Consider the following 25,010-nt stretch of genomic DNA (forward strand, 5'->3'; position numbering starts at 1 on the left):
CGCGCGGCGCTGTAGACAACAATATGGGCTGCGTGGTAGCGATTTTGTCGTTCGCAGGGCGCACCCGATCCGCGGGAAGGGCCAGACCCACCTGTTTCGCTGAACTTGGTTGCCACACCTCTTTTCAGTCTGTGGGCGCGGATACCGGACGTGAATGAAAGGAGGTCTTTCATGATCACGCGCGATCTTCCCGCGAACGCTACCCTGGATTCCATCCGCAAACAGGCCAAGGCTTTTCTGAAGGCCCTGAAGGCTGGCGATGCCGCAGCACGCCAGCGGGCGCTGCCCTATTTCGCTGACCCGGCCGCGATCGGTCTGCAGGATGCCCAACTCGTCATTGCCCGGGAGTTCGGCTTCTCCAGCTGGACGCGATTGAAAACGCATCTCGAACGCGCTCAACCGGGAAAGCCTGCAACCGAACAGCTTGCCAACCGTTTCCTGGCACTCGCGACCGTGTCCTACTTCGCCGATATCGCTGCCGACCCGGAGCGATATGCTCAGGCCAAAGCCCTGCTCGACGGACATCCTGAAATCGCCGGCGAAAGCATCCATGTTGCCGCAGCGCTCGGGGATGGCAAAGCCATCGACCGTTGGCTAGACGAGGATCCGAAACTGCTCGGCAAGCGTGGTGGACCCTACGATTGGGAGCCTCTGCTTTACGCGGCCTATGCCCGCGTTCCCGGCGGATCTTCGCTTGCCGCGGGCGAGCGGCTGGTGGCACGCGGCGCCGATGCCAATGTCTTCTGGATGGATGACGGGCAATATCGCTTTACCGCTCTGACGGGCGTCTTCGGCCAGGGCGAGGCGGGCAAGGAGCGGCAGCCGGAACACCCGGATTGCATCGCCTTTGCCGAACTTCTGCTCAAGGCCGGCGCCAAGGCCAATGACAGCCAGGCGCTCTACAACCGGATGTTCGAGCCCGACAACACCTGCATCGGACTCCTGCTGCGGCACGGACTGAGTGCGAAGGACAGGAACAACTGGCTTGTCCGCGAAGATGGCCAGCTGATCGAAAACAGCGAGCGGGTCTTCGACTACCAGCTTGCCTGGGCGCTGGAAAAGAAGATGGCGGCCCGCGTTCGGCTGCTCGTCGAGCATGGAGCCGACGTCAACCGCACCGTGAACGGGCGCACGCCGTACCAATGGGCCGAGCTCGGCGGGGACACGTCCCTTGCCGAGTATCTGGCTGCTCATGGCGCAACGGCGGCAGAACTCACCGATGTCGACCGCCTGGCGCGGGTTATTGGAGAGGGCAAGGAAGAGCTGGCGAAGGCACTGGCGGCGGCGGATCCGACACTCGTTTCGCGCACGCAAGCGGCCCATTCGGCAATCCTGCATGAGGCTGCGGGTGAAAACCACCAGGCCCAGGTGGCGCTGATGTTGTCGCTCGGCTTCGACGTCAACCGCATGACCTCGCGCACCCCGCTGCACGAGGCGGCCCTGCACGGGCATATCGAAATGGCGAAGCTGTTGCTCGATCATGGCGCCAACGCCATGGCGCGCGACCCGTACCATCACGCGCCACCGATCGGCTGGGCGGAGTATAACGGCAAGGCTGATATGGTGGGCTTCCTCGAGACCCAGCCGCTCGACCTGTTTGCCGCTGCCGCCTTCGGCAAGGGCGAACGGGTGCTGGAGATCGTCGATGAAAAGCCGGAATTGCTCGACATCCCCTTCGGACAATTCCGTGGGCGTGGGCGTCCAAACCCGCAGAGCGACTGGATGACGCCGCTTGCCATTGCGGTCGTCCACGGGAGACCGACGGTGGTGAAGCTGCTGCTCGAAAAAGGCGCGAATGCAAACCTGCGCGGTGGCACGGGAACAGGCTCGATCCGCGACATGGCGCGCGACGAAGGCGACGAGGAGATAATCTTATTGTTGCGCCGGGCGTTGCCTTCCAACTAGCGGTCGCACGACTACAGATTGCTGGTTTTACTAGATGGTTGAAGTCTTTAAGGCTTTCAATACCAGCTTGCTTAAACTAAATTTCTGCTTTGATCTTTAGGGTGGCGTCTGACCGGTGCCACCTTTCGCCCTTGACGGCTGGCCCGGTGAGGGGGGTGGCGTGATCGAACAAAAGTTTCGGCAATCGAAGCGCAACAAGGCAGTCTGGGCGATCCACGCGGCCTGCACCTTGGTCGCGATCCTGACGATCGCCAGCCTCATCTTCGTTCTCAACCGCTCCGTCGTCGAGGCCGACCGCTTCGGCCTTTCGGCAGAGCGTCGGCTGGTGGCGAACGAATTGCGGCACCAGATGGAAGCCGCCGTGCAATTCCAGGCGCAGATTTCTTTCTGGAACGACACCTATGCCGAACTGGCATCCGGGCGGATAGGCGATACCTTCGTCGCAGAACAGTTGGCCGGCTGGCTGTGGGAGGATTACGGCTTCTCCTGGCTGATCTTCAGCGATGCTGACGGACATGTCTCGACCGCTCTGAGGGACGGATTGCTCGTGCCGACAGGGGTGGCCGGAGCCCCGCTACGCGAGGTCGACGATCTGCTCGACGAGGCCCGGCGCCGTTACGACAATGCGCTGAGAAACAACGGCGGAAGCTATATGCTCGACATCACCAGGCCCGACCGGCAATCGGTGGCGCCGGTCGTGCCCGGTATCCATGCCGTCGATCTGCGTGAAATTCAGGGTCAGATGAGCATCGCCGTGGTTCAGGCGGTGATCCCCGAAACGCTGCAGGTTCCTGCCGCGCGTCGCGAGCCTGTGTTCATGCTCTCGGTTCGTCCGCTGACGGCGAAGTTGATACGGGAAATCGAGACAAGGCTCGGCGTGACCAGCCTGACCTTCGTGCCGCTATCGCAGCGGCCGGCCGACAGCGTGCATGTCTCCGCAGGCCGTTGCGCGGACGCCTCCTGCCTTGTCATAGCCTGGACGCCCAAATCCCCTGGCGGCTTCGTGCGTGCGGAGATCCTGCCGAGCGTCATCGTTATCGCGATCGTGGCGGCTTTGCTGATGGCCTTCGTAGCTCTCCGGTTCTCGACGGTCTTTGCCGCCCTTCAGCAGAGCGAGGCGCGAAACCGCCACATGGCGAAACACGATCGCCTCACCGGGCTCCTCAATCGCAGTGGTTTTGACGATGCGCTCGCTGCGGCTCTCCTTGACGTCAAGAACCGGCCGTTCGCGCTGATCTACGCCGACCTCGACGAGTTCAAGGCCGTCAACGACCGGCAAGGACATGCGGCGGGCGATGCTGTCTTGATGACAATCGCCGAACGATACCGCCTCAGAGTCGGCACACGGGGCACAGTCGCCCGTCTGGGCGGCGACGAGTTCGCCGTCATTCTACGGTCAGCCGCCAAGGAAGCAGATGCATCCGAACTTGCTGCCGGTCTCATCGTCGATGCGCGGACGCCGATCGAGTTCGAGGGGCAGATGCTGCGCGTCGGCGGCAGTGTCGGCATGGCCTTTGCGCCTAGGCATGGCCGCACGGCCCGCGCGCTGTTGGCAGCTGCCGACGAGGCGCTCTATCTCGCCAAGCGACGAGGACGCAATCGTGTCCAGACGGCTGATGACCTTTTGCCAGAGGACAAGATTTGGTCGCACCAAGAGACGGCCAGGCGTGAGGCCAGTTGAGGGTGTCAGTCCGACGTCGTTCCATCGGCGTGATCGAGCGGCCGCGCATCGAGACCTTCGCGCTGTCGGACTGGGCGGCGGCCCATGCCCGGCTCGAAGGCCGGCGTTTTTCCGGAAAGATCGTGCTTTTGCCTGAATGAGGAACAAGCCCCGCTTGGTCGCGGGCCTGTCTTTTCAGCCACTCGGCTCAGGCAACGGGCACATTGTAGGGCGTGATCACCTCGACGGCGGAGAGCTGGCTGCCGCTGAGCTTTTGGCCGGCGCCGCTTCGTCGGGCGAGAATCGCACGGAAGGTCATGCGGGCGTCGCTGCGCAGATCATGATGCAGGACGAAATGGATCCGGCGTTGGCGCAGCAGCGCCAGATTGTCCTGGTCGAGATCATGGGCGATGAACACGGCGCAATCGCGGCCGAGGCGCTCGAAGGCGGCCAGCACGGCGCGGTTGCCACCGCCGATCGAATAGGCGGCGTTGATGTCGGCGTGCTCTGCAAGCGCCTTGGCGGCGAGCACACCCGTCTCGGCGTCCTTGCCGTAGCCTTCGCTGATCTCGACGATGCGGATCGCCGGATAATGTTCGCGCAGCACCCGGCGAAAACCGATCTCGCGTTCCTCCTCGCCACGGAAGCGGCTGCTTGAAATCGTCACCAGTACGGTCGCGGCGCTTTCGGCGAAACGTTCGCCGAGGAGATAGGCAGCCGTCTCGCCGGCCGCGCGGTTGTCGGCGCCGGCATAGGCGGTGCGTGCCGAGTTCGGCAGATCGGTGACAAGCGTGATGACCGCAATTCCCGCCTGCTCCAGGCGGGCGACAGCGCCGACGATTTCGGGCACATCAGGTGCCTTCAGCACGACGCCGTCGGTGCCGCGCAGACGGATGCGATCGAGCAGTTGCGCGATGTCGTACGGGCGCATGGTTTCGGCGAAGTGGAAACGGCAACGGAAGGTTGTCGGCATGAAGGTCGGCGCCTCGGCTTCGAATGCCTGCCTAACCGCCTCGGTGAAGCGTTCCGGCGCCTCCATCACGATGTCGATCGCGCGCTTCTGGCCCTGAACGTCCAATCCGGATTGCTGCTTCTCCAACTCTCGGATGGCGGCTCGCACCCGCGCTTCGGTCTGCCGGCGTACGCCAGGACGACCATTCAAGACGCGATCGACGGTCGCGGTGCTGAGCCCCGCTTGAAAGGCGATGTCCTTGACCAGAAACGGATGAGCCAACGACGATCCCTCCTGATGGTTTTTTGATGGATTTCTGCTCTATATCACGATTTTGCGGCGCCTATAGTCGGGACATCGAAAGTTTCTGAGGAGGAGCGGGATGAAGACCGACAACAATGCGCGCCAGCGCCTCGGCCGCGTGTGGCTGAGTGAGGATGCCTGCGACATCGAAGCGTTCCGGGCCGAAGTGGAGCGCCGGACAAACCTTGCGGACTATCCGCACGCGCTCGCCTGCGAGAAGAATGTGCTGATCTATGACAGCGCCAGGCTGGTTGCTGCCTGCGCCACGGCCGAGGGACGCCGCGCCGCCTTGGCCGAGATCTGCGAGGCGCTTGCGACCGGGCCCGGCGTCGCGGTGTTCAAGCGCGCTTACGCAGACACGACGGTCATCGATGCCGCCAGCGGTATTTTCGGCGCCATTATCGATGAGCAACACCGCACCAACAGCGGCGGCGGCGATCACTTCGCCAAGCCCGGTGCCAACGACCGCATCTGGAACTCGCTCGAAAAGCACTGCCTGAAAAGCCCTGAGAGCTTCGCCGCATATTACGCCAACGCCATTATAGCGCTCGTCAGCGAAGCCTGGCTTGGTCCGAACTATCAGATGACGGCACAGGTCAATCGCGTCAATCCAGGCGGCGCATCGCAGTCGGCCCATCGCGACTACCATCTGGGCTTCCAGACCTCTGATGTCATCGAGCAGTATCCGGCGCATGTGCACCGGCTATCGCCGGTGCTGACGTTACAAGGGGCGGTTGCCCATTGCGACATGCCGCTTGAGAGCGGCCCGACGCTTTTCCTTCCCTATAGCCAGACCTATGTGCCCGGCTATCTCGCGCTGAAGCGCCCGGAGTTCCGTGCCTATTTCGATGAGCATCACGTGCAGTTGCCGCTGGAAAAGGGCGATGTCGTCTTTTTCAACCCGGCGCTGTTCCATGCGGCCGGCAGCAACCGTTCGACCGATATCAAGCGCGTTGCCAACCTGCTTCAGGTGTCGTCGGCCTTCGGGCGGGCGATGGAGACTGTCGATCGCGTCAAGATGAGCGCGGCGCTCTACCCGGCGCTTGCGGCCCTGATGGCATCGGGCACGCTTTCGGCCAGTGAGGCGGCCAATGCGATTGCGTCCTGTGCCGAGGGCTATTCCTTCCCGACCAATCTCGATCGCGATCCGCCGCTGGGCGGCCTGGCGCCGAAAACCCAGGCGCAACTGATGCATGAGGCGCTTGCGGGCAAGTGGAGCGATGCGGATTTCCGAAGCGCGCTTGACGAGCAGGCACAGCGCAAACTGAGCTGAAGGACAGGCATAGATATCTCAGGTCCCCGGCGCTCTGCGGCGGGGGCCGTTTTCCCGTTTCGATGAGACATTCACTCCTGGGAGGACTTTCATGACCGAGCAATATGGCCGTCTCGACGGCAAGATCGCCATCGTCACCGGTGGTACGCAGGGGCTGGGCGCAACGATCGCCAGCCTGTTTGCGGAACGTGGCGCGCGAGGCGTCGTCATCTGCGGACGCAACGCGGCCAAGGGCGAAGCGAAGGCCGAGCAGATCCGCAAGGCAACCGGCGCGCAGGTGCATTACGTCGAGGCCGACCTAGAAAAGGTCGAGGATGCCCGCAAGGTCGTCAGTGCCTGCGACGCGACATTCGGGCGTGTCGATGCCCTGGTCAACGCGGCGGCGATTACCGATCGCGGTACCATTCTCGACACCAGCCCCGAGCTGTTCGACCGAATGTTCGCCATCAATGTCCGTGCGCCCTTCTTCCTGATGCAGGAGGCGGTCAAGGTTATGCGCCGCGAGGGCACGCAGGGAACGATCGTCAACATCGGTTCGATGTCGGCGATGGCCGGGCAGCCGTTCATCGCCGCCTATTGCTCGTCGAAGGGCGCCCTGGAGACTCTGACCAAGAACACCGCCTATGCGCTGCTGCGCAACCGCATTCGCGTCAACGGCCTCAATATCGGCTGGATGGCTTCCGAGGGCGAAGACCGCATCCAGCGCGAGTTTCACGGGGCGGCTGCCGACTGGCTCGAAAAGGCCGCCGCCAGCCAGCCCTTCGGCCGCCTCGTCGACCCAAAAGAGGTCGCGCGTGCCTGTGCTTATCTGTCGTCGGATGAATCCGGACTGATGACGGGTTCGGTCATCTGCTTCGATCAGTCGGTCTGGGGCGGCTATGACGGCTCGCCGCATCCGGTCGCGCCGCTCTGACAGCGAGCGGCACGGGCGGCGGGTCGCAAACATCGGTCGCTGCCGATTGACCTTGGGACTGCCGGGGCCGCCATCTCGGGTTTGCTTGTCTTTCCATTCCGCCTGTGTCCATATGGCACCGTCAGGTGCCCGCGATGCGGGAGAATCGGGAATCCGGTGTCACTCCGGAACGTGCCCAACGCTGTGACGGGGACGGCTGCCTCTAGGGATTTTGAGCTTACTCAAGGTCTTGCCACTGGATCCTCATGTGATCTGGGAAGGTGAGGCGGCCGGTTGATCCGAAGTCAGAAGACCGGCCTGGCAAGATGGACCGATATCCGCGCGGACGGCGGAAGGTTGTGCATTGTTGGGGATCGAACGATGCGGACTGACGCGAATGGCGGCCTTGCAGCCGCCGAGGCCTTTTCACCCGACGAGCGTGAAGCCGTCTATAGGGCGATCGAGACGCGCCGGGATGTCCGGGACCAGTTCTTGGCCGAGCCTTTGCCCGACGATGTGGTGATGCGCCTGCTGAATGCCGCGCACCGCGCGCCGTCGGTGGGTTTCATGCAGCCATGGAATTTTGTCGTCGTGCGCCGGGCAGAGACCCGCGAGCGAGTATGGCAGGCCTTTTCGCGCGCCAACGATGAAGCTGCACTGATGTTTGACGGTGATCGCCAAGCGAAATACCGCTCGCTGAAACTGGAGGGGATCCGCAAGGCACCGCTCAGCATCTGCGTCACCTGCGACCGCACGCGCGGCGGGGCGGTCGTTCTTGGGCGCACCCACAATCCGCAGATGGATGTTTATTCCACCGTCTGTGCCGTGCAAAATCTGTGGCTCGCCGCGCGCGCCGAAGGCGTCGGCGTCGGCTGGGTCAGCATCTTTCACGAAAGTGAGATCAAGGCGATACTCGGCATTCCCGATCACATCGAGATTGTCGCCTGGCTTTGCCTTGGCTTCGTCGACCACCTCTACCAGGAGCCTGAACTTGCGGTGAAGGGTTGGCGCCAGCGGCTGCCGCTGGAGGAACTGGTATTCGAGGAAGGTTGGGGAACGCGACGCGGTGCGGAGTCCGGCACGCTGATCAGTTGTTCTGGACCGGCTGGTAGCCCGGACCCTTCGGATGGCGTAGATCGATCGACGTTTCCTCCTGGGGAAGGAACGTCGGGCCGATGATCCGCACCTTGCTCTTGGCGGGATCGTAGGGGCGCTCTTCCGTAGCCGCTTTGGCGGCAGCGGCTGCCGCTTCCTTCTTGCCTTCGATGACCATGATCGACGATTCGCTGCTGCCGGTATTGCCGCCGCCAGCCTTGGGCGTTGTGGCCGCCGTCTTTGGAATTCGGCAGCTGCAAACTCCGGGCTTGCCGACGCCACGCGTGCGATAGGCGAAAGCGTTCGGCAGTTCCGTATAGGGGCGCCCCGTCGAGGCGGAGACCATCTGGTCGCTCTCTTCGGTTGCAAGCTCGTGGAAGAAGAGTTCAGTTTCCGCGTCCGGGCAACGGGCGCGGCAGGCCTGCTCGTCGCGGGCGAAATCCGCCGGGCTCGCCTCGGACGAGATCGGGAAGAAGGCGCCGTCACAGGTGCGTACGCACATGGTGCGAAGCGTGCCGGAATAGACGCCGCTTTCCGGCGGGTAGGTGCCTGCTTCGTGGTCCCGTAGCATCGGGCCGTAGGATTCGTCCGGCGGCAGATCGCGCAGGATGTTGCGATGCGTTTCCGGCTCATCCGGGTCGGCGCTGGCGAACTCCTCGCGATCGCCGTAACAACCGTTGATTTCGAGCGCGGCCAGGATGCGTCGTCGCGTATCGTCGCCATCGCCTGACATGAGCTGCTGGCGCTCTGACTTGAGGATGCGCAGATTGTCTTCCATCTCGGCGATCAGGCTGTTGATGTCGGCGCAGATATTCGGGTCGCCGCCGTTGAAGACGACGACGCTGCCCGTGCCGCAGCCGGCGCGTCGGCGGTCGTTGCGCGCCCGGCGCAACTCGATGTTCTGCCTGGAAATCGCGCTCGCATAGTCGCGCGTGTCGGCCGTTGTCGCGATGGCGGCGGGGAATTCGGCAAGCCGGGTGTTCAGGCGGTCGCATACGCTGGAGGCCAGCGCCTGATCGGCCAGAACCAGAAGCAACGGCAGGCTCGCCGCCGCAAGGGTTTTGATGTTCCGGAACAAGGCGAACGTCTCTTCCTGCAACCGCACGGGCGCCACCCTTGTTGTGCGGGATCGGTCGCCGCCGGCAATTCCTGTTTCCGCCCTATCATAAGGCTTGTCGCCGCCGGTGCAACGACAAGCCTCGCATTGCGTTAACAGCTCCGTCCGATGGGAGGAACGGACGGTGCTGATCCGAGATCAGGCGGCGCGCGCCGTTTCCAGCGACATCGGCCGTTCGAGAACCGTACCGTCGATCGCTGCTACTGCCTTCATGGTACTGAGCAGCGACGGCGTCACCTCCCAGGCGACTGCCACGGCATAGACTGAGCCGATCCGGTGCGGGTCGGCGATACGCTCGCCGGGGCAACCCATGCGGCGGAACATCCGCTCGAGGAAGACGTCGGTCACCGTCACGATATGGCTGATACCGGACGCAAGTCCGAGTTCACCGACACCACACATCAGTTCTGCGGCGGCCACGGTCACCTGGTTCGAGGCGCGGTCCTGGGAGATCCCCGGGTCGATGCAGAAGCGGCTCGATTCCCAGATCGAGGCGCTGCGGATCTGCGGGTTGTCACCAAGCAGGATTGGAAACGTATCGTCCAGCATGTTGGGGCCGAGCGTCGGCAGCAATCTCAGCGATCCGCGCAGCTTTCCCGTCTCCGGCGAATAGGACAGCACATAGAGCGGATTCGACTTGTCATAATTGTCGATCTCCCATTCCCCATCGGTCTGCACGTCCCATTTCAGGAAATCGTGGAAGACGCGCTTGCGCAGCTTGAACATCTCGTCGATGGCCTGTGGGTGCTGTCCGCGTGTCCTGCCGTTGAGGATCCTGATCATCGTTTTCTCCATCCTTGTTTTGGGGGATGGCGCGATGCTGTCAGTCCTGCGGCAGTGACGAAACTGTCGGTAGTGACAGTTCCTGAAACGGCTTTTTCCCTCTAAATTTCGATGGGTTTTCAGATGGGCGAAGGAGGAGCGTCTTGGAGCGGGATCAAACCGTTGGGATCAGCGCATGGCGAACGGCCTGCGCCACGGCCTGCGTGTTGGAAACGACGTTGAGCTTTCGGCGGGCGTTGGTCATGAAGAAACGCACGGTGCGTTCGGAAATGCCGAGAATAGTGGCAATCTCCCAGTAGCTTTTACCGGCCGCCGACCAGGTCAAAACCTCGGTTTCACGGCCTGTCAGGCGCATTTCGCGCGTGTTCAGCCCCCCGGTCATGGCTGCATTCTCAAGCATGCCGGCGTGAAACAGGTTGGCGGCGAGCTGGAAGTCGCGCAGGTGGTTGCGCCGATAGATCGACCACTCTGCGGCCGACATGTTGACGTTTATGGCAAGCAACGCCATGCGGCCGGCCGGCGAGGGCAGCGGCAGGGCGACACCTTCACTGGAAAGCCCGATCTCTTCGGCCGTCTTGAACAATGGCTCGCATTCGGGAAAGCGATGGCGCGCCGTTGTCCATTCCACGGGCCTGACGCCGCCGAGCGCCAGCTTGAGGATGGGGTCGATACGGTAGAGCCCCCGCGTCAGATAAAGCTCGGCCGCGTAGGCACCGAAGGTGTGGTGCAACCGGCAGATCTTGAGCTCGTCTGGGTAGGGCTCGGCTTCAAGATAAAGGAGATGAGCGATGCGAAAGGTACGGCGCATCAACGTAAAGAAATGGGCCGGCTCGATACAGCCTCCGCATTCCAGGATTTCCAGCATGTCGAGGACAGCCTGTTGTTCAGTCATGCCACAACACCGATTCTTGCCCTGAAACCCCACAATGGTTGGGGGTTCACCTTTTGTCCAGAAGCAGCAGCCGTATTTGCTGTGGATTGTCGATCCCTGCAAACAATGGTTGTTGCCAGCGATCGCCAGAGCAACACAGGGCCGCCGGATGCAGCGGCCCTGTAAACGAGGGCGCCGTTAGCCCGGATGGCTGGCCTCGACGACGGCGAGTGCCGCCATGTTGACGACGCCGCGCGAGGTTACCGAAGGCGACAGGATGTGCGCCGGCAGCGCCGATCCAAGCAGGATCGGGCCGACATGCAGGCTGTCCGTCATCGTCTTGACGACGCCAAGCGTGATGTTGGCGGCATCCAGGTTAGGGAAGACCAGCAGGTTGGCTTCGCCCGACAGCGTGCTGTTGGGCATGACGCGCTGGCGCAGCACTTCGGAGATGGCGGAATCACCGTGCATTTCGCCATCGACTTCCAGGTCGGGTGCGAGTTCGCGCACAAGCTGCAGCGCCTGGCGCATCTTGGTAGCACTTTCGGAATCGCGCGAGCCGAAGTTCGAGTGCGAGACCAGAGCGGCGTGCGGCGTAATCCCGAAGCGCCGAATCTCCTGTGCCGCCATGACGGTGGTCTGGGCGATCTCTTCAGCGCTCGGGCAATAGCTGACATAGGTGTCGGTGAAGAACGTGGCGCCGCGCTGCGAGATCAGCAGACTGAGCGCGGAGAAGTCGAGTACGCCTTCGCGCTTGCCGATGATCTGCGAGACGTCGCGCAGGTGCTTGCTATAGCGTCCTTCGACGCCGCAGATCAGCGCATCGGCTTCGCCGCGCTTGAGGGCAAGAGCACCGATGACGGTGGTGTTGGTACGAACGATCGTACGCGCGGCTTCCGGTATGACGCCGAGCCGGCCGACGAGGGCGAAATAGTCCTCGACGTAGTCGCGGTAGCGCGGATCGCCCTCGGGGTTGACCACTTCGAAATCGACGTCCGGTCGAACGCGCAGGCCGTAGCGACGCAGGCGCGTCTCGATGATCTGCGGACGGCCGATGAGGATCGGGCGCGCGGTTCCTTCTTCCAGCAGGACCTGGGCGGCGCGCAGCACGCGCTCGTCTTCACCCTCAGCGAAGATCACGCGGTTCTTCTGCGCATTCTTGGCGGCGGCGAAGACCGGCTTCATGATGAAGCCCGAACGGAAGACGAAGCGGTTCAGCTTGTCGAGATAGGCGTCGTAGTCCTGGATCGGACGGGTGGCGACGCCGCTTTCCTCGGCAGCCTTAGCGACGGCCGGCGCGATCCTGAGGATCAGGCGCTGGTCGAAGGGCGACGGGATCAGGTAGTCGGGACCGAAGACCGGCGTCTCACCGGAATAGGCGCGGGCGGCCACATCGGACGGCTCCTCGCGAGCAAGGCCGGCGATGGCACGGACCGCCGCCATCTTCATTTCTTCGTTGATCGTGCTTGCGCCGCAGTCGAGCGCACCGCGGAAGATATGCGGGAAGCAAAGCACGTTGTTGACCTGGTTGGGGAAATCCGAACGGCCGGTGCAGATCATTGCGTCAGGGCGTGCCGCACGGGCAGCCTCCGGCATGATTTCCGGTGTCGGGTTGGCAAGCGCCATGATCAGCGGCTTTTCGGCCATCTGCACGAGCAGTTCCGGCTTCAGCACGCCTGCAGCAGAGAGACCGAGGAAGACGTCGGCGCCACCGATGCTGTCGGCCAGCACGCGGTTGTCGCTTTCCTGGGCGTAGACCGATTTCCATTCGTCCATGAGCACTTCGCGGCCCTTATAGACGAGGCCCTCGAGGTCGTGCACCCAGATGTTCTCGCGCTTGGCGCCAAGCGTGACCAGCAGGTTGAGACAGGCGAGCGCTGCAGCACCCGCTCCGGAGGTGACGATCTTGGCCTTGGCGATGTCCTTGCCGGCCAGCTCCAGACCGTTGAGGATGGCGGCCGCAACGATGATCGCGGTGCCGTGCTGGTCGTCATGGAATACGGGGATCTGCATCCTTTCGCGCAACTGGCGCTCGACCTCGAAGCATTCCGGCGCCTTGATGTCTTCCAGGTTGATGCCGCCGAACGTCGGCTCCAGCGCCGAAATGACGTCGACCATGCGCTCGATGCTCGCCGCGTCGATCTCGATGTCGAAGACGTCGATGCCGGCGAATTTCTTGAACAGGACGGCCTTGCCTTCCATCACCGGCTTGGAGGCGAGCGGGCCGATATTGCCGAGGCCAAGAACGGCGGTGCCGTTGGAAATGACCGCGACAAGATTGGCGCGCGCCGTGTAATCGGCGGCCATCTCCGGATTGTCGCGGATGGCGATGCAGGGGGCCGCGACGCCGGGCGAATAGGCGAGCGCGAGGTCGCGCTGGTTGCCGAGCGGCTTGGTGGGCTGGATTTCGAGCTTCCCGGGGCGAGGGTAACGATGGAAGAAAAGGGCCTGCTGGTCGATGTCACCGCTGGCCGGACCTGTTTGGGATTTGGTTTTGTCGCCCGTGCTCATAGTCTGCATTCCTCTTTTTTGGACGTGGCCTTGTGGCATGAATTGCGAAGCGCGTACAGTTTTTGCGCGGTTCTTTTCAGCCGGTGCGACGAAGCGGCCGGCGTCCGTGTCATCTTCCTGAAACACGAGTCTGGTTTTGACGGGCCCCAGAAGGCGCAATCAAGACGAGGCTGGTATGATGGCGGCACCGCAAAACAACTCCGTACGACACCTCAGGACGTTGTTCATCTCCGACGTCCATCTCGGCTCCAAGGCCGCCAAAACCGACTATCTCATTGATTTTCTGCGCCACCATGAGGCGGAAACCATCGTTCTCGTCGGCGACATCGTCGATGGGTGGCGGTTGAAGCGCAGCTGGTACTGGCCGCAAAACTGCAACGACGTCGTCCAGAAGCTGCTGCGCAAGGCGCGCAAGGGCACACGCATCGTCTACATCCCCGGCAATCACGACGAGTTCATGCGCGATTTCCCGGGCGTTCACTTCGGCGGCATCGAGGTGGCGCAGCGTCACATGCACAAGGGCGCAGATGGCCGCAATTATCTGGTGCTGCACGGCGACGAGTTCGATGTGGTGGTGCGCAACGCCCGCATCCTCGCCTATCTCGGCGACTGGGCCTATGACACGGCGATCGCCATCAACATCGGCCTTGCTGCCATACGCCGCCGGCTCGGCATGCCCTATTGGTCTTTCTCGTCCTGGGCGAAGCTGCAGGTGAAACACGCCGTCAACTTCATCGGCGAGTTCCAGAAGGTGGTGGCCGACGAGGCGCGGCGCCATGACGCGCAAGGGGTGATCTGCGGCCATATCCACCACGCGGTCATCGAAGATATAGGTGATATCAGATACATCAATACCGGCGACTGGGTCGAAAGCTGCACGGCGATCGCTGAACATCACGACGGCACCATGGAACTGATCACCTGGCACCAGATGCGCGGCGGCGTCTCCGAGGCCGAGGGAACGGCCGACGCGGAACGCTTGCTGGCACAGTTGCTGACGCAACGGGCGGCCTGACAAGCACGGCGGCGAGACGCAAACTTCGCCTGTAGCGAAATCTAGGTTGTGGCGATCCTGCTGTGGGCTATGCTATTGCTGGCCGATAGCCATCAGGTTCTCCCATGATTCCCTCCCAAGCGCCCGCTGCAGTGGGCCCGCCACCGCGTTATTTTACGCTTCGCACCGCCTTGCTCTTTTGCGCACCGTTGATCGTCAACGGTTTCGCCATGCCGTATTTTCCGGTGTGGCTGACGACGCTTTCCATGAGCGATTTCGAGATCGGCGTCGTGCTGGCATTGCCGATGTTCGTACGCGTGTTCACAGCGCCGATAGCGGGCGTGATCGCCGACCGGCTCGGGGAGCGCACGATTGTCTTGATCTGGTCCGGATTCCTGTCGTTGGCGACCGCCTTTGTGCTGTTCTATGCTAGGGAGTTCTGGCCGGTTCTGATCATCTATACGCTGCAGTCGGCGGTCTATTCGCCCTATGTGCCGATCGTCGAGGCGATCGCGCTTTCCGGTGTCCGGCGCTGGGGCTTCGACTATGCGCAGATGCGGCTTTGGGGTTCCGTCGCCTTTATCGGTGCCACCATGCTTGGCGGCTGGATGATCGGTATCTTCGGTGGAGACATGGTGCTGCCGGCGATGGCGATCGGCTTCGGCCTGACGATCCTGATGGCCTTCGCGGCGCCGCGTGTCGGCCGGCCGCGGCGCCCATCACCGATCACGGCGCTGACCGAGCCTCCGCCGAAGTCGTTACGCCAGCTTGATCTGCAGCTGCTGCTCGTCGGCGTGACGCTGGTGAACGCCAGCCATGCGATGCTCTTCGCTTTCTCGGCGATCTACTGGCAGCATATCGGCTATAGCGGCACGGAGATCGGCATTCTCTGGAGCGCGGGCGTCGCCGCCGAGGTGACGATGTTCATCTTCGCCAAGGCGATCATCCGGCGCTTCAGCGTCTGGACGATGATCCTGTCCGGCTGCTCGCTGGCCGTCCTTCGGTGGATTATCTTCCCGATGGATCTGGGCTTTTCCGGCTACTTCGTGCTGCAGTGCTTTCACGCCTTCACCTACGCGATCATGCACACCGGCATGCAGAACAAGCTCGTGGAGCGCGTCGTCGAGGAGCAGGAGGCCTCGGCCCAGGGGCTTTACTTCTTCTACACCGGCATCTTCACGGCGATCTTCACCTTCCTGTCCGGCTATCTCTATGCCTGGTACGGGGTGAACGGGTTCTATTCGATGTCGGTCGTCGCTTTTGCCGGTTGCTGCTTTGCCGTCGCCGCCTGGTACCTTCAGCCCCAGAGGCGTGGCTCCGGCGGAAAGACCAGCGAGGCTTCGTAGCGCAGGCCAGGCGTGCGATCGCGCGCCAGGAGCAGAGGACCGTCGAGGTCGACGAAATCCGCGCCCTGCGCCGCCAGGATCGCCGGTGCCATGCCGAGCGAGGTGCCGACCATGCAGCCGACCATCACCTTGAGGCCGAGCGACGTCGCCGCATCGCGCATGCGAAGCGCTTCCGTCAGCCCACCGGTCTTGTCGAGCTTGATGTTGACCGCATCATAGCGGCCGACGAGGGCCGGGAGGTCACCGGTCGCATGCACGCTCTCGTCGGCGCACACCGGAACGGGGCGGGTGATTGTGGCCAGGGCCTGATCATTGCCCGCCGGAAGCGGCTGCTCGATCAGGTTGATGCGTTGCTCGGCGCAGATGGCGAAGTGATAGGCGAGGCTGTCGGGCGTCCAACCCTCATTGGCATCGAGAATGATCCGGCTCTCCGGCGCACCTTCCCGCACGGCGCGGATGCGCGATGCATCGTCCGATGTGCCGACCTTGATCTTGAGCAGCGCGCGGTGGGCATATTGTGCGGCCTGTTTGCGCATGGCGTCGGGCTCGGCAAGCGAGAGCGTATAGGCTGTCGTCAATGTTCCAGGTGAAGAGAGGCCGGCAAGCTCGTGGACAGATTTGTCTTTCTGCTTTGCCTCCAGATCCCAGAGAGCGCAATCGACGGCGTTGCGGGCGGCACCCGGCATCATCGCTGTCTGCAGTTCCAGGCGCGTCAGCCCCGATTCGATCCGGGGGCGAATGGCTTCGATCTCGGCGAGCACCGAGGCAATGGTTTCGTTGTAACGGCCATAGGGCACGCATTCGCCCCAACCGCTGATGCCATCCTTGGTGATTCGGCAGGTCACCACGCTTGCCGTGGTCTTCGAACCGCGCGAAATCGTGAATGTGCCCGCAATCGGGAAGTCTTCGGTTGTCGCTTCGAGCACAGTTGACATGAAATCTTCTCCGGCGGGGCTTATCTGGCACATTGGTCGCGATGTTACCGGCTTCGTCCGGATGACATCAAGGATGTGAGCCGTTATGACGGAGCAAGGTTTTACGAGCGGTTAGCAAATCGGGATGACAGAGACCAGGTGACGCGTTCCCAGACCAAGATCGTTGCGGATGTCGCGCTCGGCGGAGACGCCGGAGGCTCTGGTGGCACTTACGTCTTTTCAGGCGTCTGGCGGCACGAGACAGCCGAAGCCATGGGCGCCAAGCTCGACCAGCTTGCGCGCAAGGGCGGCAGCGTCAGGCAGTTCGATCTATCGGGTGTGACGGCCATGGACACGGCGGGGGCCTGGATCATCCGACGTTTCATGACGCAGATTGCCGGTCCTGAAAAGAACGAGATCCAGTTCGTCGATGGCGGACAGCGCTATGTCGAGCTGATCGGCGCATTGCCGGCGGAACTGCCGACACCGGAAGACGAAGGCGAGCATGTTCCGCTGTTCCAGCAGATATTCGCGCCGGTCGGCGAGGTGATGATCGCGACCTGGAACGATATCGTCGCGGCGATGTACATTCTCGGCTCGGCGGTTCGCGGCGCCCAGCTCAAACTCGGACGACACAGCGGCGTCTCGCCGGCCGCCATCGTTCACCAGATCGACCGCATGGGCGTCAAGGCCGTGCCGATCATCATGCTGATGTCCTTCCTGATCGGCGCGATCATTGCGCAGCAGGGCGCATTCCAGCTGCGGTATTTCGGCGCCGAAGTCTTCGTCGTCGATCTCGTCGGCATCCTGCAATTGCGCGAAATCGGCGTGCTCCTGACCGCGATCATGATCGCCGGGCGTTCGGGCAGCGCGATCACCGCCGAAATCGGCTCGATGAAGATGCGCGAAGAGGTGGACGCGCTGAAGGTCATGGGGCTCAGCCCGGTCGGCGTCCTGGTGTTTCCGCGGCTGGTGGCGCTGACGATCGCCTTGCCGCTGTTGACCATCATCGCCAACTTCGCCGCGCTCACCGGTGCGGCGCTGGTCGCCTGGGCCTATTCGGGCATCACGATTGCAACCTTCCTGTCGCGCCTGCAGGAGGCCGTGGATTTTTCGTCGGTTGCGGCGGGCATGATCAAAGCGCCGTTCATGGCGCTGATCATCGGCGTGGTGGCGGCGGTCGAGGGGCTGAAGGTCGGCGGCAGTGCCGAATCGCTCGGCCGCCACGTGACCTCTTCGGTGGTCAAATCGATCTTCGTGGTGATCCTGATCGACGGCCTGTTTGCCATGTTCTACGCATCGATCGACTTCTGAGGCGGATGGGACGATGAGCACAGCAGCCAGAGAAAGACAGCCGGAAGCCGCCAATGGGCACGAGGCGGTTCTGTCCGTGCGCGACCTGACAGTCGGCTTCGGCTCCCACATCGTTCTCGACAAGCTCAACCTCGAGATCTATCGCGGCGAAATCCTCGGCTTCGTCGGTGCCTCCGGCACCGGCAAGTCTGTATTGATGCGCACGGTTCTCCGGCTTTTGGCCAAGCGCTCCGGTACGATCGAGATCCTCGGCGCGGAATACGACAAGATGTCGGAGGCCGACCGGATCGCGCTCGACATGCGCCTCGGCGTGCTTTTCCAGCACGGCGCGCTGTTCTCGGCACTCACGGTGCGCGAAAACATCCAGGTGCCGATGCGCGAGTATCTCGACCTGCCGCAGAGCCTGATGGATGAGCTGGCGCGCCTGAAGATCGAGCTGGTGGGACTGGCGCCGGAGGCGGCCGACAAATATCCTTCCGAGCTTTCGGGCGGCATGATCAAGCGGGCGGCACTCGCCCGGGCGCTGGCTCTCGACCCCGATCTCGTCTTCCTCGACGAGCCGACGTCGGGCCTCGATCCGATCGGTGCGGCCGAGTTCGACGAGTTGATTGCCAAGCTGCGCGACACGCTCGGATTGACCGTGTATATGGTGACTCACGACCTCGACAGCCTGTTTTCGGTTTGCGATCGCATCGCGGTGCTTGGGAACAAGAAGGTCCTGGTCGAGGGGACCGTCGAAGACATGCTGGCCTGCGACGACCCCTGGGTGCAGTCCTATTTCCGGGGCAAGCGGGCGCGGTCGATCGTGCGTCACGACGAATAGCGCCAGGAAGCCGTCGGACATTCCCTCGGGACATTCCTTGGGGTGTCCGAAGCAGAAGAACGGCCGATAGGATGGCCACTGAGGTAGTCGGAACGAATGGAAACTAAAGCGAACTACGCCATTGTCGGCTTCTTCACGGTGTTCGTGATCGCGGCGGCCTTCGGCTTCGTCTATTGGATGTCGCAATATGGCCGCAGCGGCGAAATGGTCGAGCTGGTCGTCAATATTCCCGGCTCGGCCAACGGGCTGTCCGTCGGTTCTCCGGTTCGCTTCAACGGCATTCCCGTCGGTTCGGTGCGCAATTTGGCGATCGATGCCAACGATCCGCGCTTTTCGATTGCGGTCACGGAGGTCTCGATTGACGCGCCCGTGCTGAAATCGACCAAGGCGACGCTCGAAGTGCAGGGCCTGACAGGGGCCGCCTATATCGAACTCAGCGGCGGCAACAAGGGCGACGAGAATATCTTGAAGAACGCCATCGAGAAGGGCACGCAGGCGCGCATTCTCGCCGACCAGTCGAGCGTCACCAGTCTGCTGGCGACCGCGGACCAGATCATGGACCGCGCCAACGACGCGATCACCGATATCCATGCCTTCATCAAGGATGTGCGCGGCCCGCTGACGGGCACGATCGGCAATGCCGAGAAATTCTCCAAGGCGCTTGCCGACAATTCCGGCGCGATTGACGACTTCCTGAAAAGCGTGACCGAGCTTTCGGCATCGATCAATGCCGCGTCGAAGAAGCTCGATTCGACGCTGGCCTCGGCCGATGTGCTGGTGAAGTCGGTGGATCCGAAGAAGATCGATCATATCGTCAGCAACGTCGAGCAGTTGAGCAACGACCTGAAGGCCGCCTCGGGCGGAGTTTCCGAAACCATCGCGGCGTTCAAGCGCACGGTGGAGACCTATGACCAGTTCGGCAAGAATGCGCAAAAGACGCTCGAGCGCGTCGATACGCTGGTGGCTACCGTCGACAAGCAGAAGGTCGAGTTGGTCGTCAACGACATTTCGGCGGCCAGCGCCGACGCCCGCAAGGCGGTCGCCAACATCACGCAATTTGCCGAAAAGATCACCGCGCGGCAGCAGGACATCGATCGCACGATCACTGACGTCACCCAGATGGCGAGCAAGCTGAATGCGGCCTCGAATAGGGTCGACAGCATTCTCGTCAAGGTCGACGGCTTCCTCGGCGATGCCGATGCGCCGTCGCTTTCGGCCGAGGCGCGCACGACGCTCGAATCGTTCCGCAAGATGGCCGACAATCTCAACGCCCAGATCGGCCCGATCGCCGACAATCTGAAGCGCTTCTCCGGTTCCGGCCTTCGCGATGTCGAGGCGCTGGTGACCGATACGCGCCGCACCGTCCAGAGTCTCGAAAACACGATTTCGACATTCGACAAGGATCCGCAGCGCCTGCTGTTCGGCGGCGAAACGGTCAAACAATACGATGGTCGCACCCGACGCTGAATCGGGTAAGACAATGCCGGTGTGGGGCCGGGCGGGTTGCTTTCATTAAAGAGCGCTCTAAGGTGCGGCGTATTGGACAAGGGTTTGGGCAGTATGAATTTTCCGGGGCTGGTGTGTGTGCGTGAGATGGGAGCGGTCCGCTCCGCGCTGGTCTTCACGCTGGCTGTCTTGTTGGCGGGATGCGGGACCCGTGCCGCCGTCAACGACACGTTCAGCCTTTCCGCGTCGCCGGTCATCGAAGGACGTGCGGCGACCAGCAAGCAGATCCTCGTGCCGGAACCGACGGCGTTGAAGGCGCTCGACAGCGATCAGGTCGTCATCCGTCTTACCGGCTCGGAGCTGCAATATCTCTCCAAGGCGCAATGGAGCGACCGCCTGCCGCGTATGGTGCAGGCGAAGCTGGTTCAGGCGTTCGAAAACACCGGCAAGGTCGGCGGCGTCGGCAAGCCGGGCGAGGGGCTGGCGATCGACTATCAGGTGATCAGCGAAATCCGCTCCTTCGAGATATCGACGGAGGGTGCCGACACCGCCGTCGTCGAGATTTTCGCGAAGATCGTCAACGACCGGAACGGCACAGTGCGGGCGCAGAAGGCATTCCGCGCCACTGCGGGCGTCAAGGGTGCCGGCAACCCGGCCTTCGTGAGGGCACTCGACCAGGCATTCGCGACGGTTGCGTCCGAGATCGTCGGCTGGACGCTCAGCTCTATCTGACCTACTGCATAATTCCTTAAATCGGAATCGATTTAAGGAGAAAATTATCCAGCAAGTTTAGGGTGTTACAGCGTCCTTAGCGCGTCATATTTGACGCGCGGCGCTGTAGAGCGTTTCCGGTTTGGACGGAGCCGCGGAAACGCTCTATCTCTTTGTTTTTACGCACTTCCTGACGGAAAACCGCTTCGCATTTTTCCCGGAAATGCTCTAAGATCTATCTGGTCTCAGCCGCCTCGATGCGGTTGATCACTTCGGCCACCCCTTCCGTCAGCCTTGCGGCTTCTTCCGCGCGCGCGATCTCGGCAGTCGTGGCGACATGGCCGGCCAACACGATCGTATTTCCCTTGCAGACGACGGTGACGTCTGCTGCATCGAGTCCCGGCGTCACGGCCAGTCGGTGCGCGACGCGGCGTTCGAGTTCCGCGGGGTGGTCCCCCGTCCTGCGTTCCGGCTCAATGCCGTGGAATGTGCGCTTCTTGAAGATCATCGTCCGGCCTCTTTCCTTGGTGGAAAGACAACGCTGCGCTCGGCCATTTGTTCAGCTGTTCCAATCGAAACAGCGCGAACCTGGCTTTCTTGCGATGGGTCGCACATGCGGATCGCACGTCATTCCTGGCCGCAGAATTCGAACGGGGAACCATCCATGCATCATTCCTTCCGCGCCGTCGCACTTGCGATGACGACCGTCCTTGCTATCGCCATATCGGCAAAAGCCGGCAACTACAGCTATGGCCAGCGACAGACCTGCGTCGTCAAGACGGTGAAGACCTATGGCGCCTATGCCCGGGTGGTGATGAAGAAGGTGCGCATCTGCAAATGACGCCTGCGCACCGTCGGTCTCGTTAGGGCCAGCGTACGACCGGGGGCAGGGACGAGAGGATCGACTCGACATTGCCGCCGGTCTTCAGGCCGAAGATGGTGCCGCGATCGTAAAGCAGGTTGAACTCGACATAGCGACCGCGGCGCACGAGCTGCTCGTCGCGATCTTCCTCGGTCCATGGCGTGTTGAAATTGCTGCGCACGATCTTGGGGTAGACGAGCGCGAAGGCCTTGCCGAGGTCGCGCGTGAAGGCGAAGTCGGCTTCCCAGCCGCCTTGCTCATCCGAGGAGCGCAGCCAATCGTAGAATATGCCGCCGGTACCACGCGGCTCGTTGCGGTGCTTCAGGAAGAAGTAGTCGTCGCACCATTGCTTGAACCTGGCGTGATCGGCGACCGGGTGACGGTTGCAGGTGATCTCCATGGCGCGGTGGAACAGCTGGGTGTCCGGGTCGGTCATGACACGGCGGCGGTCGAGCACCGGCGTCAGGTCGGCGCCGCCGCCGAACCAGTTGCTGGTGGTGACGACCATACGGGTGTTCATGTGCACGGCCGGAACGTTGGGGTTCACGGGATGCGCGATCAGCGAGATGCCCGACGCCCAGAAACGCGGGTCTTCGTTTGCGCCCGGAATCTGCTCGCGAAATTCCGGCGAGAATTCGCCGAACACGGTCGAGGTGTGAACGCCGACCTTCTCGAAGACGCGGCCTTCCATCATCGACATGCGGCCGCCGCCGCCTTCGCCGCCGTCTCGGCTCCAGTCCTTAGCCACGAAACGGCCCGGTTCACGGTCGGACAAAGGGCCGGTCAGATCATCTTCGACAGCCTCGAAAGCGGCGCAGATCGTATCGCGCAGGCTTTCGAACCAGGCCCTGGCTGCGGCCTTCTTGTCTTCGATATCGGCAGGCAGCCCCTGGGGTAGTTGCGGTCGTTCCATGAAAATTTGTCCTGTTCGCGGCTTTGCGCGCCGGAAAGCCGCCGATTCGTTGATGTGCGCCACAGTTCATATTTCCGCCAGATTGGCAACGGCGGTCGGGTCATCGGGCTGCCGCATAATTCCTTAAATCAGATTCGATTTAAGGGGAAATTATGCAGCACGTCTAAAGTGCTACAGCGTCCTTTGCGCGTCATATTTGACGCGCGGCGCTGTAGTCTGCCGCATCGGCTGGCCGGTGTAAAACGGACTCGCAATGGCCCGATACTCACACTATCTTTACCTCCAGAGGTATGGCCCATGGCAAGAATACCCGCAGGTCCGCCGCTCGATGGTTTGCGGCGCCAGATCGCCCGGCATCGCCGGGACAATCCGACACGAGGCGACGGCCTTTTCGTGCGTGAAACCTTTCGGCTCGATCGAAATGCTGCCCGCGCCAAGGCCCGCGAATGGTTCGATACCTGGCCGAAAGCCGCCTATTGGACCGAGGTGGAAAGCTGGCGCCAGCTCGACGGCGACGAGATCGAATTCACCATGCGCCGACTGCCGACCGCCGATTGAGCGCTGGGCATTGACGAACGCCACCCTGTTTTCCTTCGGCGCGTTTGCCAGCCTGGTCGCACTTACTCGATAGCGGCCGCGCGACCGCTAGGGCTGACCGTCCTCTTCCGTCGCATCCATCAGCCGCGGCCCGGCGCCTTCCATCGAAAGCACATCGTGCGGGTTGCGCAGCGGACATTCCCTCAGCGACAGGCATCCGCAGCCGATGCAGCTCGTCAGGTGGTCGCGCAGCGCCATCAGGCTGGCTATGCGCATGTTCAGCTGCTCGCGCCAGCTCTCCGACAGCCGCGCCCAATCCTGTACCGTCAGCGGCCGGTCGTCCGGCAGCACCGTCAAAGCCTCCTGGATTTCCGAAAGCGGAATTCCGGTTCGCTGGGCGACCTTGATCACCGCCACGCGCCTCAGCACGCTGCGGGGATAGCGACGTTGGTTGCCGCGGCTGCGATTGCTGCGGATCAGTCCCTTGGCCTCATAGAAATGGAGGGTAGAAACGGCGACACCGCTGCGCTCTGCGACTTCGCCGACGGTCAGCTCGCGCCGCATTTCGCTGCTTCTTACAATCGTCATGACAGCTATTGACCTCAACTAATGTTGAGGTTTTATAGCATGAGCTCCATGGAATTCACAACAAGGAGCTGATCCCCATGACAGAGAAAATGACGCTTGCGGTGGTCTACGGCAGCGCCCGGCAGGGGCGCTTCTGCGATACGGTCGCCAATTGGCTGATCCGCGAGATTTCGGATTCGAACGTGTTCAACCTCACGGTCATCGATCCGGCGCGGCTGAGGGCGTCGCGCGGCGTCGGCGCTGCGGTCAATCCCGGCGAGTGGCTGGAGCGCAAGGTGGCCGAGGCGGATGCCTTCCTGGTGGTGACGCCGGAATACAATCACGGCTACCCGGCCGCGCTGAAGGAGCTGATCGATTCAGTCTACGAGCCCTGGCATGCCAAGCCCGTCGCCTTCGTCTCCTATGGTGGCGCTTCGGGCGGCATTCGCGCCGTCGAGCAGTTGCGGCAGGTCTTTGGCGAATTGCATGCGGTGACGCTGCGCGACGGCGTCCAGTTTGCCAAGGCCTGGTCGAAATTCGATGCGGCCGGCAACCTCTACAAGCCCGAGGAGATGCGTGCGCCGCTGTTCCTGATGATGGATCGGCTCATCTGGTGGGCGCGGACATTGAAGCAGGCCCGCAAGGTGACGCCCTATAACGAAGTGGCCGCCTGAGTTGCCGGGGCGCTGCCGCCGGCGGCGCCCATCCCCTGAACCCCTTCAGGAAAGGTGGGGCAGAGCCATGCGATTCTTCTTATTAGAGCAACTGCACTTGCCGGATCGCCTCGCCGGCGATCATGGCGGCGGACATGGCGACGTTCAACGACCGTTGCCCCTCGGCCATCGGGATGAGGATGCGGCCTTGCGCGCGATCATGCACATGGTCTGGTACACCGGCGCTTTCCCGCCCGAAGAGCAGAATATCGTCCGGGCGGAATTCGAAACGGGTGTAGGGCACGGCGGCCTTGGTCGAGGCAAGCACAAGCCTGCGTCCCGTCGGCACCCGCCACGCCTCGAACCGTTCCCAATTGATGTGGCGGGTGAGGGTGACCGAGGCGATATAGTCCATGCCGGCGCGTTTCAGATTGCGGTCGGAAAGGTCGAAGCCCGCCGGCTCGATGACATCGACGGCAAGGCCAAGGCAGGCCGCAAGGCGCAGGATCGTGCCAGTGTTGCCGGGAATGTCGGGCTGGTAGAGGGCGATGCGAAGGTCACTCACGTC

Annotated in this window: 25 protein-coding genes and 1 riboswitch; of the genes, 15 read left to right on the forward strand and 10 right to left on the reverse strand. The window is 62.5% G+C overall.

Annotated elements, in window-relative coordinates:
- Positions 1–171 precede the first annotated feature (171 nt).
- From BC363_RS25835 to BC363_RS35625, 3 genes are all read left to right on the forward strand, one after another.
- On the forward strand, positions 172–1,905 hold the full coding sequence (locus BC363_RS25835; RefSeq protein ID WP_065780059.1) for an ankyrin repeat domain-containing protein: 1,734 nt from the start codon (positions 172–174) through the stop codon (positions 1,903–1,905).
- Between the two features lie 160 nt (positions 1,906–2,065).
- Positions 2,066–3,586: a diguanylate cyclase gene (locus tag BC363_RS25840; protein WP_065780061.1), complete on the forward strand. Its 1,521-nt coding sequence runs from the start codon at positions 2,066–2,068 to the stop codon at positions 3,584–3,586.
- Entirely contained in the window at positions 3,583–3,726 is a 144-nt protein-coding gene (locus tag BC363_RS35625) for a hypothetical protein (RefSeq protein WP_202618619.1), read from the forward strand. Before BC363_RS25840 ends, BC363_RS35625 begins: the two co-directional genes overlap by 4 nt.
- 47 nt (positions 3,727–3,773) lie before the next feature.
- Here the strand turns inward: BC363_RS35625 and BC363_RS25845 are convergent, their stop codons facing one another.
- Entirely contained in the window at positions 3,774–4,799 is a 1,026-nt protein-coding gene (locus BC363_RS25845) for a LacI family DNA-binding transcriptional regulator (protein ID WP_065780063.1), read from the reverse strand.
- 100 nt (positions 4,800–4,899) lie between these two features.
- Between BC363_RS25845 and BC363_RS25850 the strand changes: the two genes are divergently transcribed.
- The 3 genes from BC363_RS25850 (at position 4,900) to bluB (ending at position 8,164) form a co-directional block, all read left to right on the forward strand.
- Complete coding sequence (locus BC363_RS25850) at positions 4,900–6,093, forward strand: phytanoyl-CoA dioxygenase family protein (protein WP_065780065.1); 1,194 nt, start codon at positions 4,900–4,902, stop codon at positions 6,091–6,093.
- Positions 6,094–6,184: 91 nt separating this feature from the next.
- Positions 6,185–7,006: an SDR family oxidoreductase gene (locus BC363_RS25855; RefSeq protein ID WP_065780067.1), complete on the forward strand. Its 822-nt coding sequence runs from the start codon at positions 6,185–6,187 to the stop codon at positions 7,004–7,006.
- A 106-nt stretch (positions 7,007–7,112) separates the two neighbouring features.
- Positions 7,113–7,322: riboswitch (cobalamin riboswitch) on the forward strand.
- A gap of 44 nt (positions 7,323–7,366) precedes the next feature.
- Positions 7,367–8,164: a 5,6-dimethylbenzimidazole synthase gene (bluB, locus tag BC363_RS25860; RefSeq protein WP_065780069.1), complete on the forward strand. Its 798-nt coding sequence runs from the start codon at positions 7,367–7,369 to the stop codon at positions 8,162–8,164.
- On the opposite strand, the gene BC363_RS25865 is transcribed toward bluB, so the two are convergent.
- The 4 genes from BC363_RS25865 to BC363_RS25880 all read right to left on the reverse strand — a co-directional run bounded on the left by BC363_RS25865 (position 8,073) and on the right by BC363_RS25880 (position 13,362).
- On the reverse strand, positions 8,073–9,158 hold the full coding sequence (locus BC363_RS25865) for a DUF2865 domain-containing protein (RefSeq protein ID WP_065780071.1): 1,086 nt from the start codon (positions 9,156–9,158) through the stop codon (positions 8,073–8,075). The two genes, bluB and BC363_RS25865, sit on opposite strands and share 92 nt — an antisense overlap.
- A gap of 177 nt (positions 9,159–9,335) precedes the next feature.
- The gene (locus BC363_RS25870; protein WP_065780073.1) at positions 9,336–9,980 is read right to left on the reverse strand and encodes an acyl-homoserine-lactone synthase; all 645 of its coding nucleotides are present in this window, start codon (positions 9,978–9,980) and stop codon (positions 9,336–9,338) included.
- Between the two features lie 154 nt (positions 9,981–10,134).
- Positions 10,135–10,872, reverse strand: a complete 738-nt coding sequence (locus tag BC363_RS25875; RefSeq protein WP_065780075.1) for a LuxR family transcriptional regulator — start codon at positions 10,870–10,872, stop codon at positions 10,135–10,137.
- Positions 10,873–11,049: 177 nt separating this feature from the next.
- The gene (locus BC363_RS25880; RefSeq protein ID WP_065780077.1) at positions 11,050–13,362 is read right to left on the reverse strand and encodes an NADP-dependent malic enzyme; all 2,313 of its coding nucleotides are present in this window, start codon (positions 13,360–13,362) and stop codon (positions 11,050–11,052) included.
- 175 nt (positions 13,363–13,537) lie between these two features.
- Here BC363_RS25880 and BC363_RS25885 point away from each other — a divergent pair, with 175 nt between their 5' ends.
- Positions 13,538–14,377, forward strand: coding sequence for a UDP-2,3-diacylglucosamine diphosphatase (locus BC363_RS25885; protein ID WP_065780079.1), 840 nt, complete (start codon positions 13,538–13,540; stop codon positions 14,375–14,377).
- Between the two features lie 104 nt (positions 14,378–14,481).
- Positions 14,482–15,702 (forward strand): MFS transporter, encoded by a 1,221-nt coding sequence (locus BC363_RS25890; RefSeq protein ID WP_065780081.1) that lies wholly within the window; start codon positions 14,482–14,484, stop codon positions 15,700–15,702.
- Here the strand turns inward: BC363_RS25890 and dgcA are convergent.
- Complete coding sequence (gene dgcA / locus BC363_RS25895; protein ID WP_065780083.1) at positions 15,654–16,637, reverse strand: N-acetyl-D-Glu racemase DgcA; 984 nt, start codon at positions 16,635–16,637, stop codon at positions 15,654–15,656. The genes BC363_RS25890 and dgcA overlap by 49 nt on opposite strands.
- Before the next feature lie 138 nt (positions 16,638–16,775).
- On the opposite strand from dgcA, the gene BC363_RS25900 reads away from it, so the two are divergent.
- The 4 genes from BC363_RS25900 to BC363_RS25915 all read left to right on the forward strand — a co-directional run bounded on the left by BC363_RS25900 (position 16,776) and on the right by BC363_RS25915 (position 20,931).
- Complete coding sequence (locus BC363_RS25900) at positions 16,776–17,930, forward strand: ABC transporter permease (RefSeq protein WP_065780085.1); 1,155 nt, start codon at positions 16,776–16,778, stop codon at positions 17,928–17,930.
- A gap of 13 nt (positions 17,931–17,943) precedes the next feature.
- Positions 17,944–18,753 carry an ABC transporter ATP-binding protein gene (locus BC363_RS25905; RefSeq protein ID WP_065780087.1) on the forward strand — a complete coding sequence of 270 codons (810 nt, stop codon included), beginning with the start codon at positions 17,944–17,946 and terminating at the stop codon, positions 18,751–18,753.
- Positions 18,754–18,849: 96 nt separating this feature from the next.
- Positions 18,850–20,220, forward strand: a complete 1,371-nt coding sequence (locus BC363_RS25910) for an MlaD family protein (protein WP_065780089.1) — start codon at positions 18,850–18,852, stop codon at positions 20,218–20,220.
- 93 nt (positions 20,221–20,313) lie between these two features.
- Positions 20,314–20,931, forward strand: coding sequence for an ABC-type transport auxiliary lipoprotein family protein (locus BC363_RS25915; protein WP_065780091.1), 618 nt, complete (start codon positions 20,314–20,316; stop codon positions 20,929–20,931).
- A gap of 214 nt (positions 20,932–21,145) precedes the next feature.
- Here the strand turns inward: BC363_RS25915 and BC363_RS25920 are convergent, their stop codons facing one another.
- Positions 21,146–21,418 (reverse strand): BON domain-containing protein, encoded by a 273-nt coding sequence (locus BC363_RS25920; protein ID WP_065780092.1) that lies wholly within the window; start codon positions 21,416–21,418, stop codon positions 21,146–21,148.
- A gap of 156 nt (positions 21,419–21,574) precedes the next feature.
- On the opposite strand from BC363_RS25920, the gene BC363_RS35215 reads away from it, so the two are divergent.
- The gene (locus tag BC363_RS35215; RefSeq protein ID WP_161952493.1) at positions 21,575–21,751 is read left to right on the forward strand and encodes a hypothetical protein; all 177 of its coding nucleotides are present in this window, start codon (positions 21,575–21,577) and stop codon (positions 21,749–21,751) included.
- A gap of 22 nt (positions 21,752–21,773) precedes the next feature.
- On the opposite strand, the gene hemF is transcribed toward BC363_RS35215, so the two are convergent.
- Complete coding sequence (hemF, locus tag BC363_RS25930; RefSeq protein WP_065780358.1) at positions 21,774–22,685, reverse strand: oxygen-dependent coproporphyrinogen oxidase; 912 nt, start codon at positions 22,683–22,685, stop codon at positions 21,774–21,776.
- Between the two features lie 297 nt (positions 22,686–22,982).
- On the opposite strand from hemF, the gene BC363_RS25935 reads away from it, so the two are divergent.
- Positions 22,983–23,243: a hypothetical protein gene (locus tag BC363_RS25935; protein ID WP_065780097.1), complete on the forward strand. Its 261-nt coding sequence runs from the start codon at positions 22,983–22,985 to the stop codon at positions 23,241–23,243.
- Positions 23,244–23,330: 87 nt separating this feature from the next.
- Here the strand turns inward: BC363_RS25935 and soxR are convergent, their stop codons facing one another.
- Entirely contained in the window at positions 23,331–23,810 is a 480-nt protein-coding gene (gene soxR, locus BC363_RS25940; RefSeq protein WP_065780099.1) for a redox-sensitive transcriptional activator SoxR, read from the reverse strand.
- 77 nt (positions 23,811–23,887) lie between these two features.
- Here soxR and BC363_RS25945 point away from each other — a divergent pair, with 77 nt between their 5' ends.
- Complete coding sequence (locus BC363_RS25945) at positions 23,888–24,463, forward strand: NADPH-dependent FMN reductase (RefSeq protein WP_065780101.1); 576 nt, start codon at positions 23,888–23,890, stop codon at positions 24,461–24,463.
- 82 nt (positions 24,464–24,545) lie between these two features.
- Here the strand turns inward: BC363_RS25945 and BC363_RS34760 are convergent, their stop codons facing one another.
- Positions 24,546–25,007, reverse strand: coding sequence for a tRNA (cytidine(34)-2'-O)-methyltransferase (locus tag BC363_RS34760; RefSeq protein ID WP_065780103.1), 462 nt, complete (start codon positions 25,005–25,007; stop codon positions 24,546–24,548).
- Positions 25,008–25,010 lie beyond the last annotated feature (3 nt).

The organism is Ensifer sp. LC384, assembly GCF_001695865.1.
GTDB lineage: Bacteria > Pseudomonadota > Alphaproteobacteria > Rhizobiales > Rhizobiaceae > Ensifer.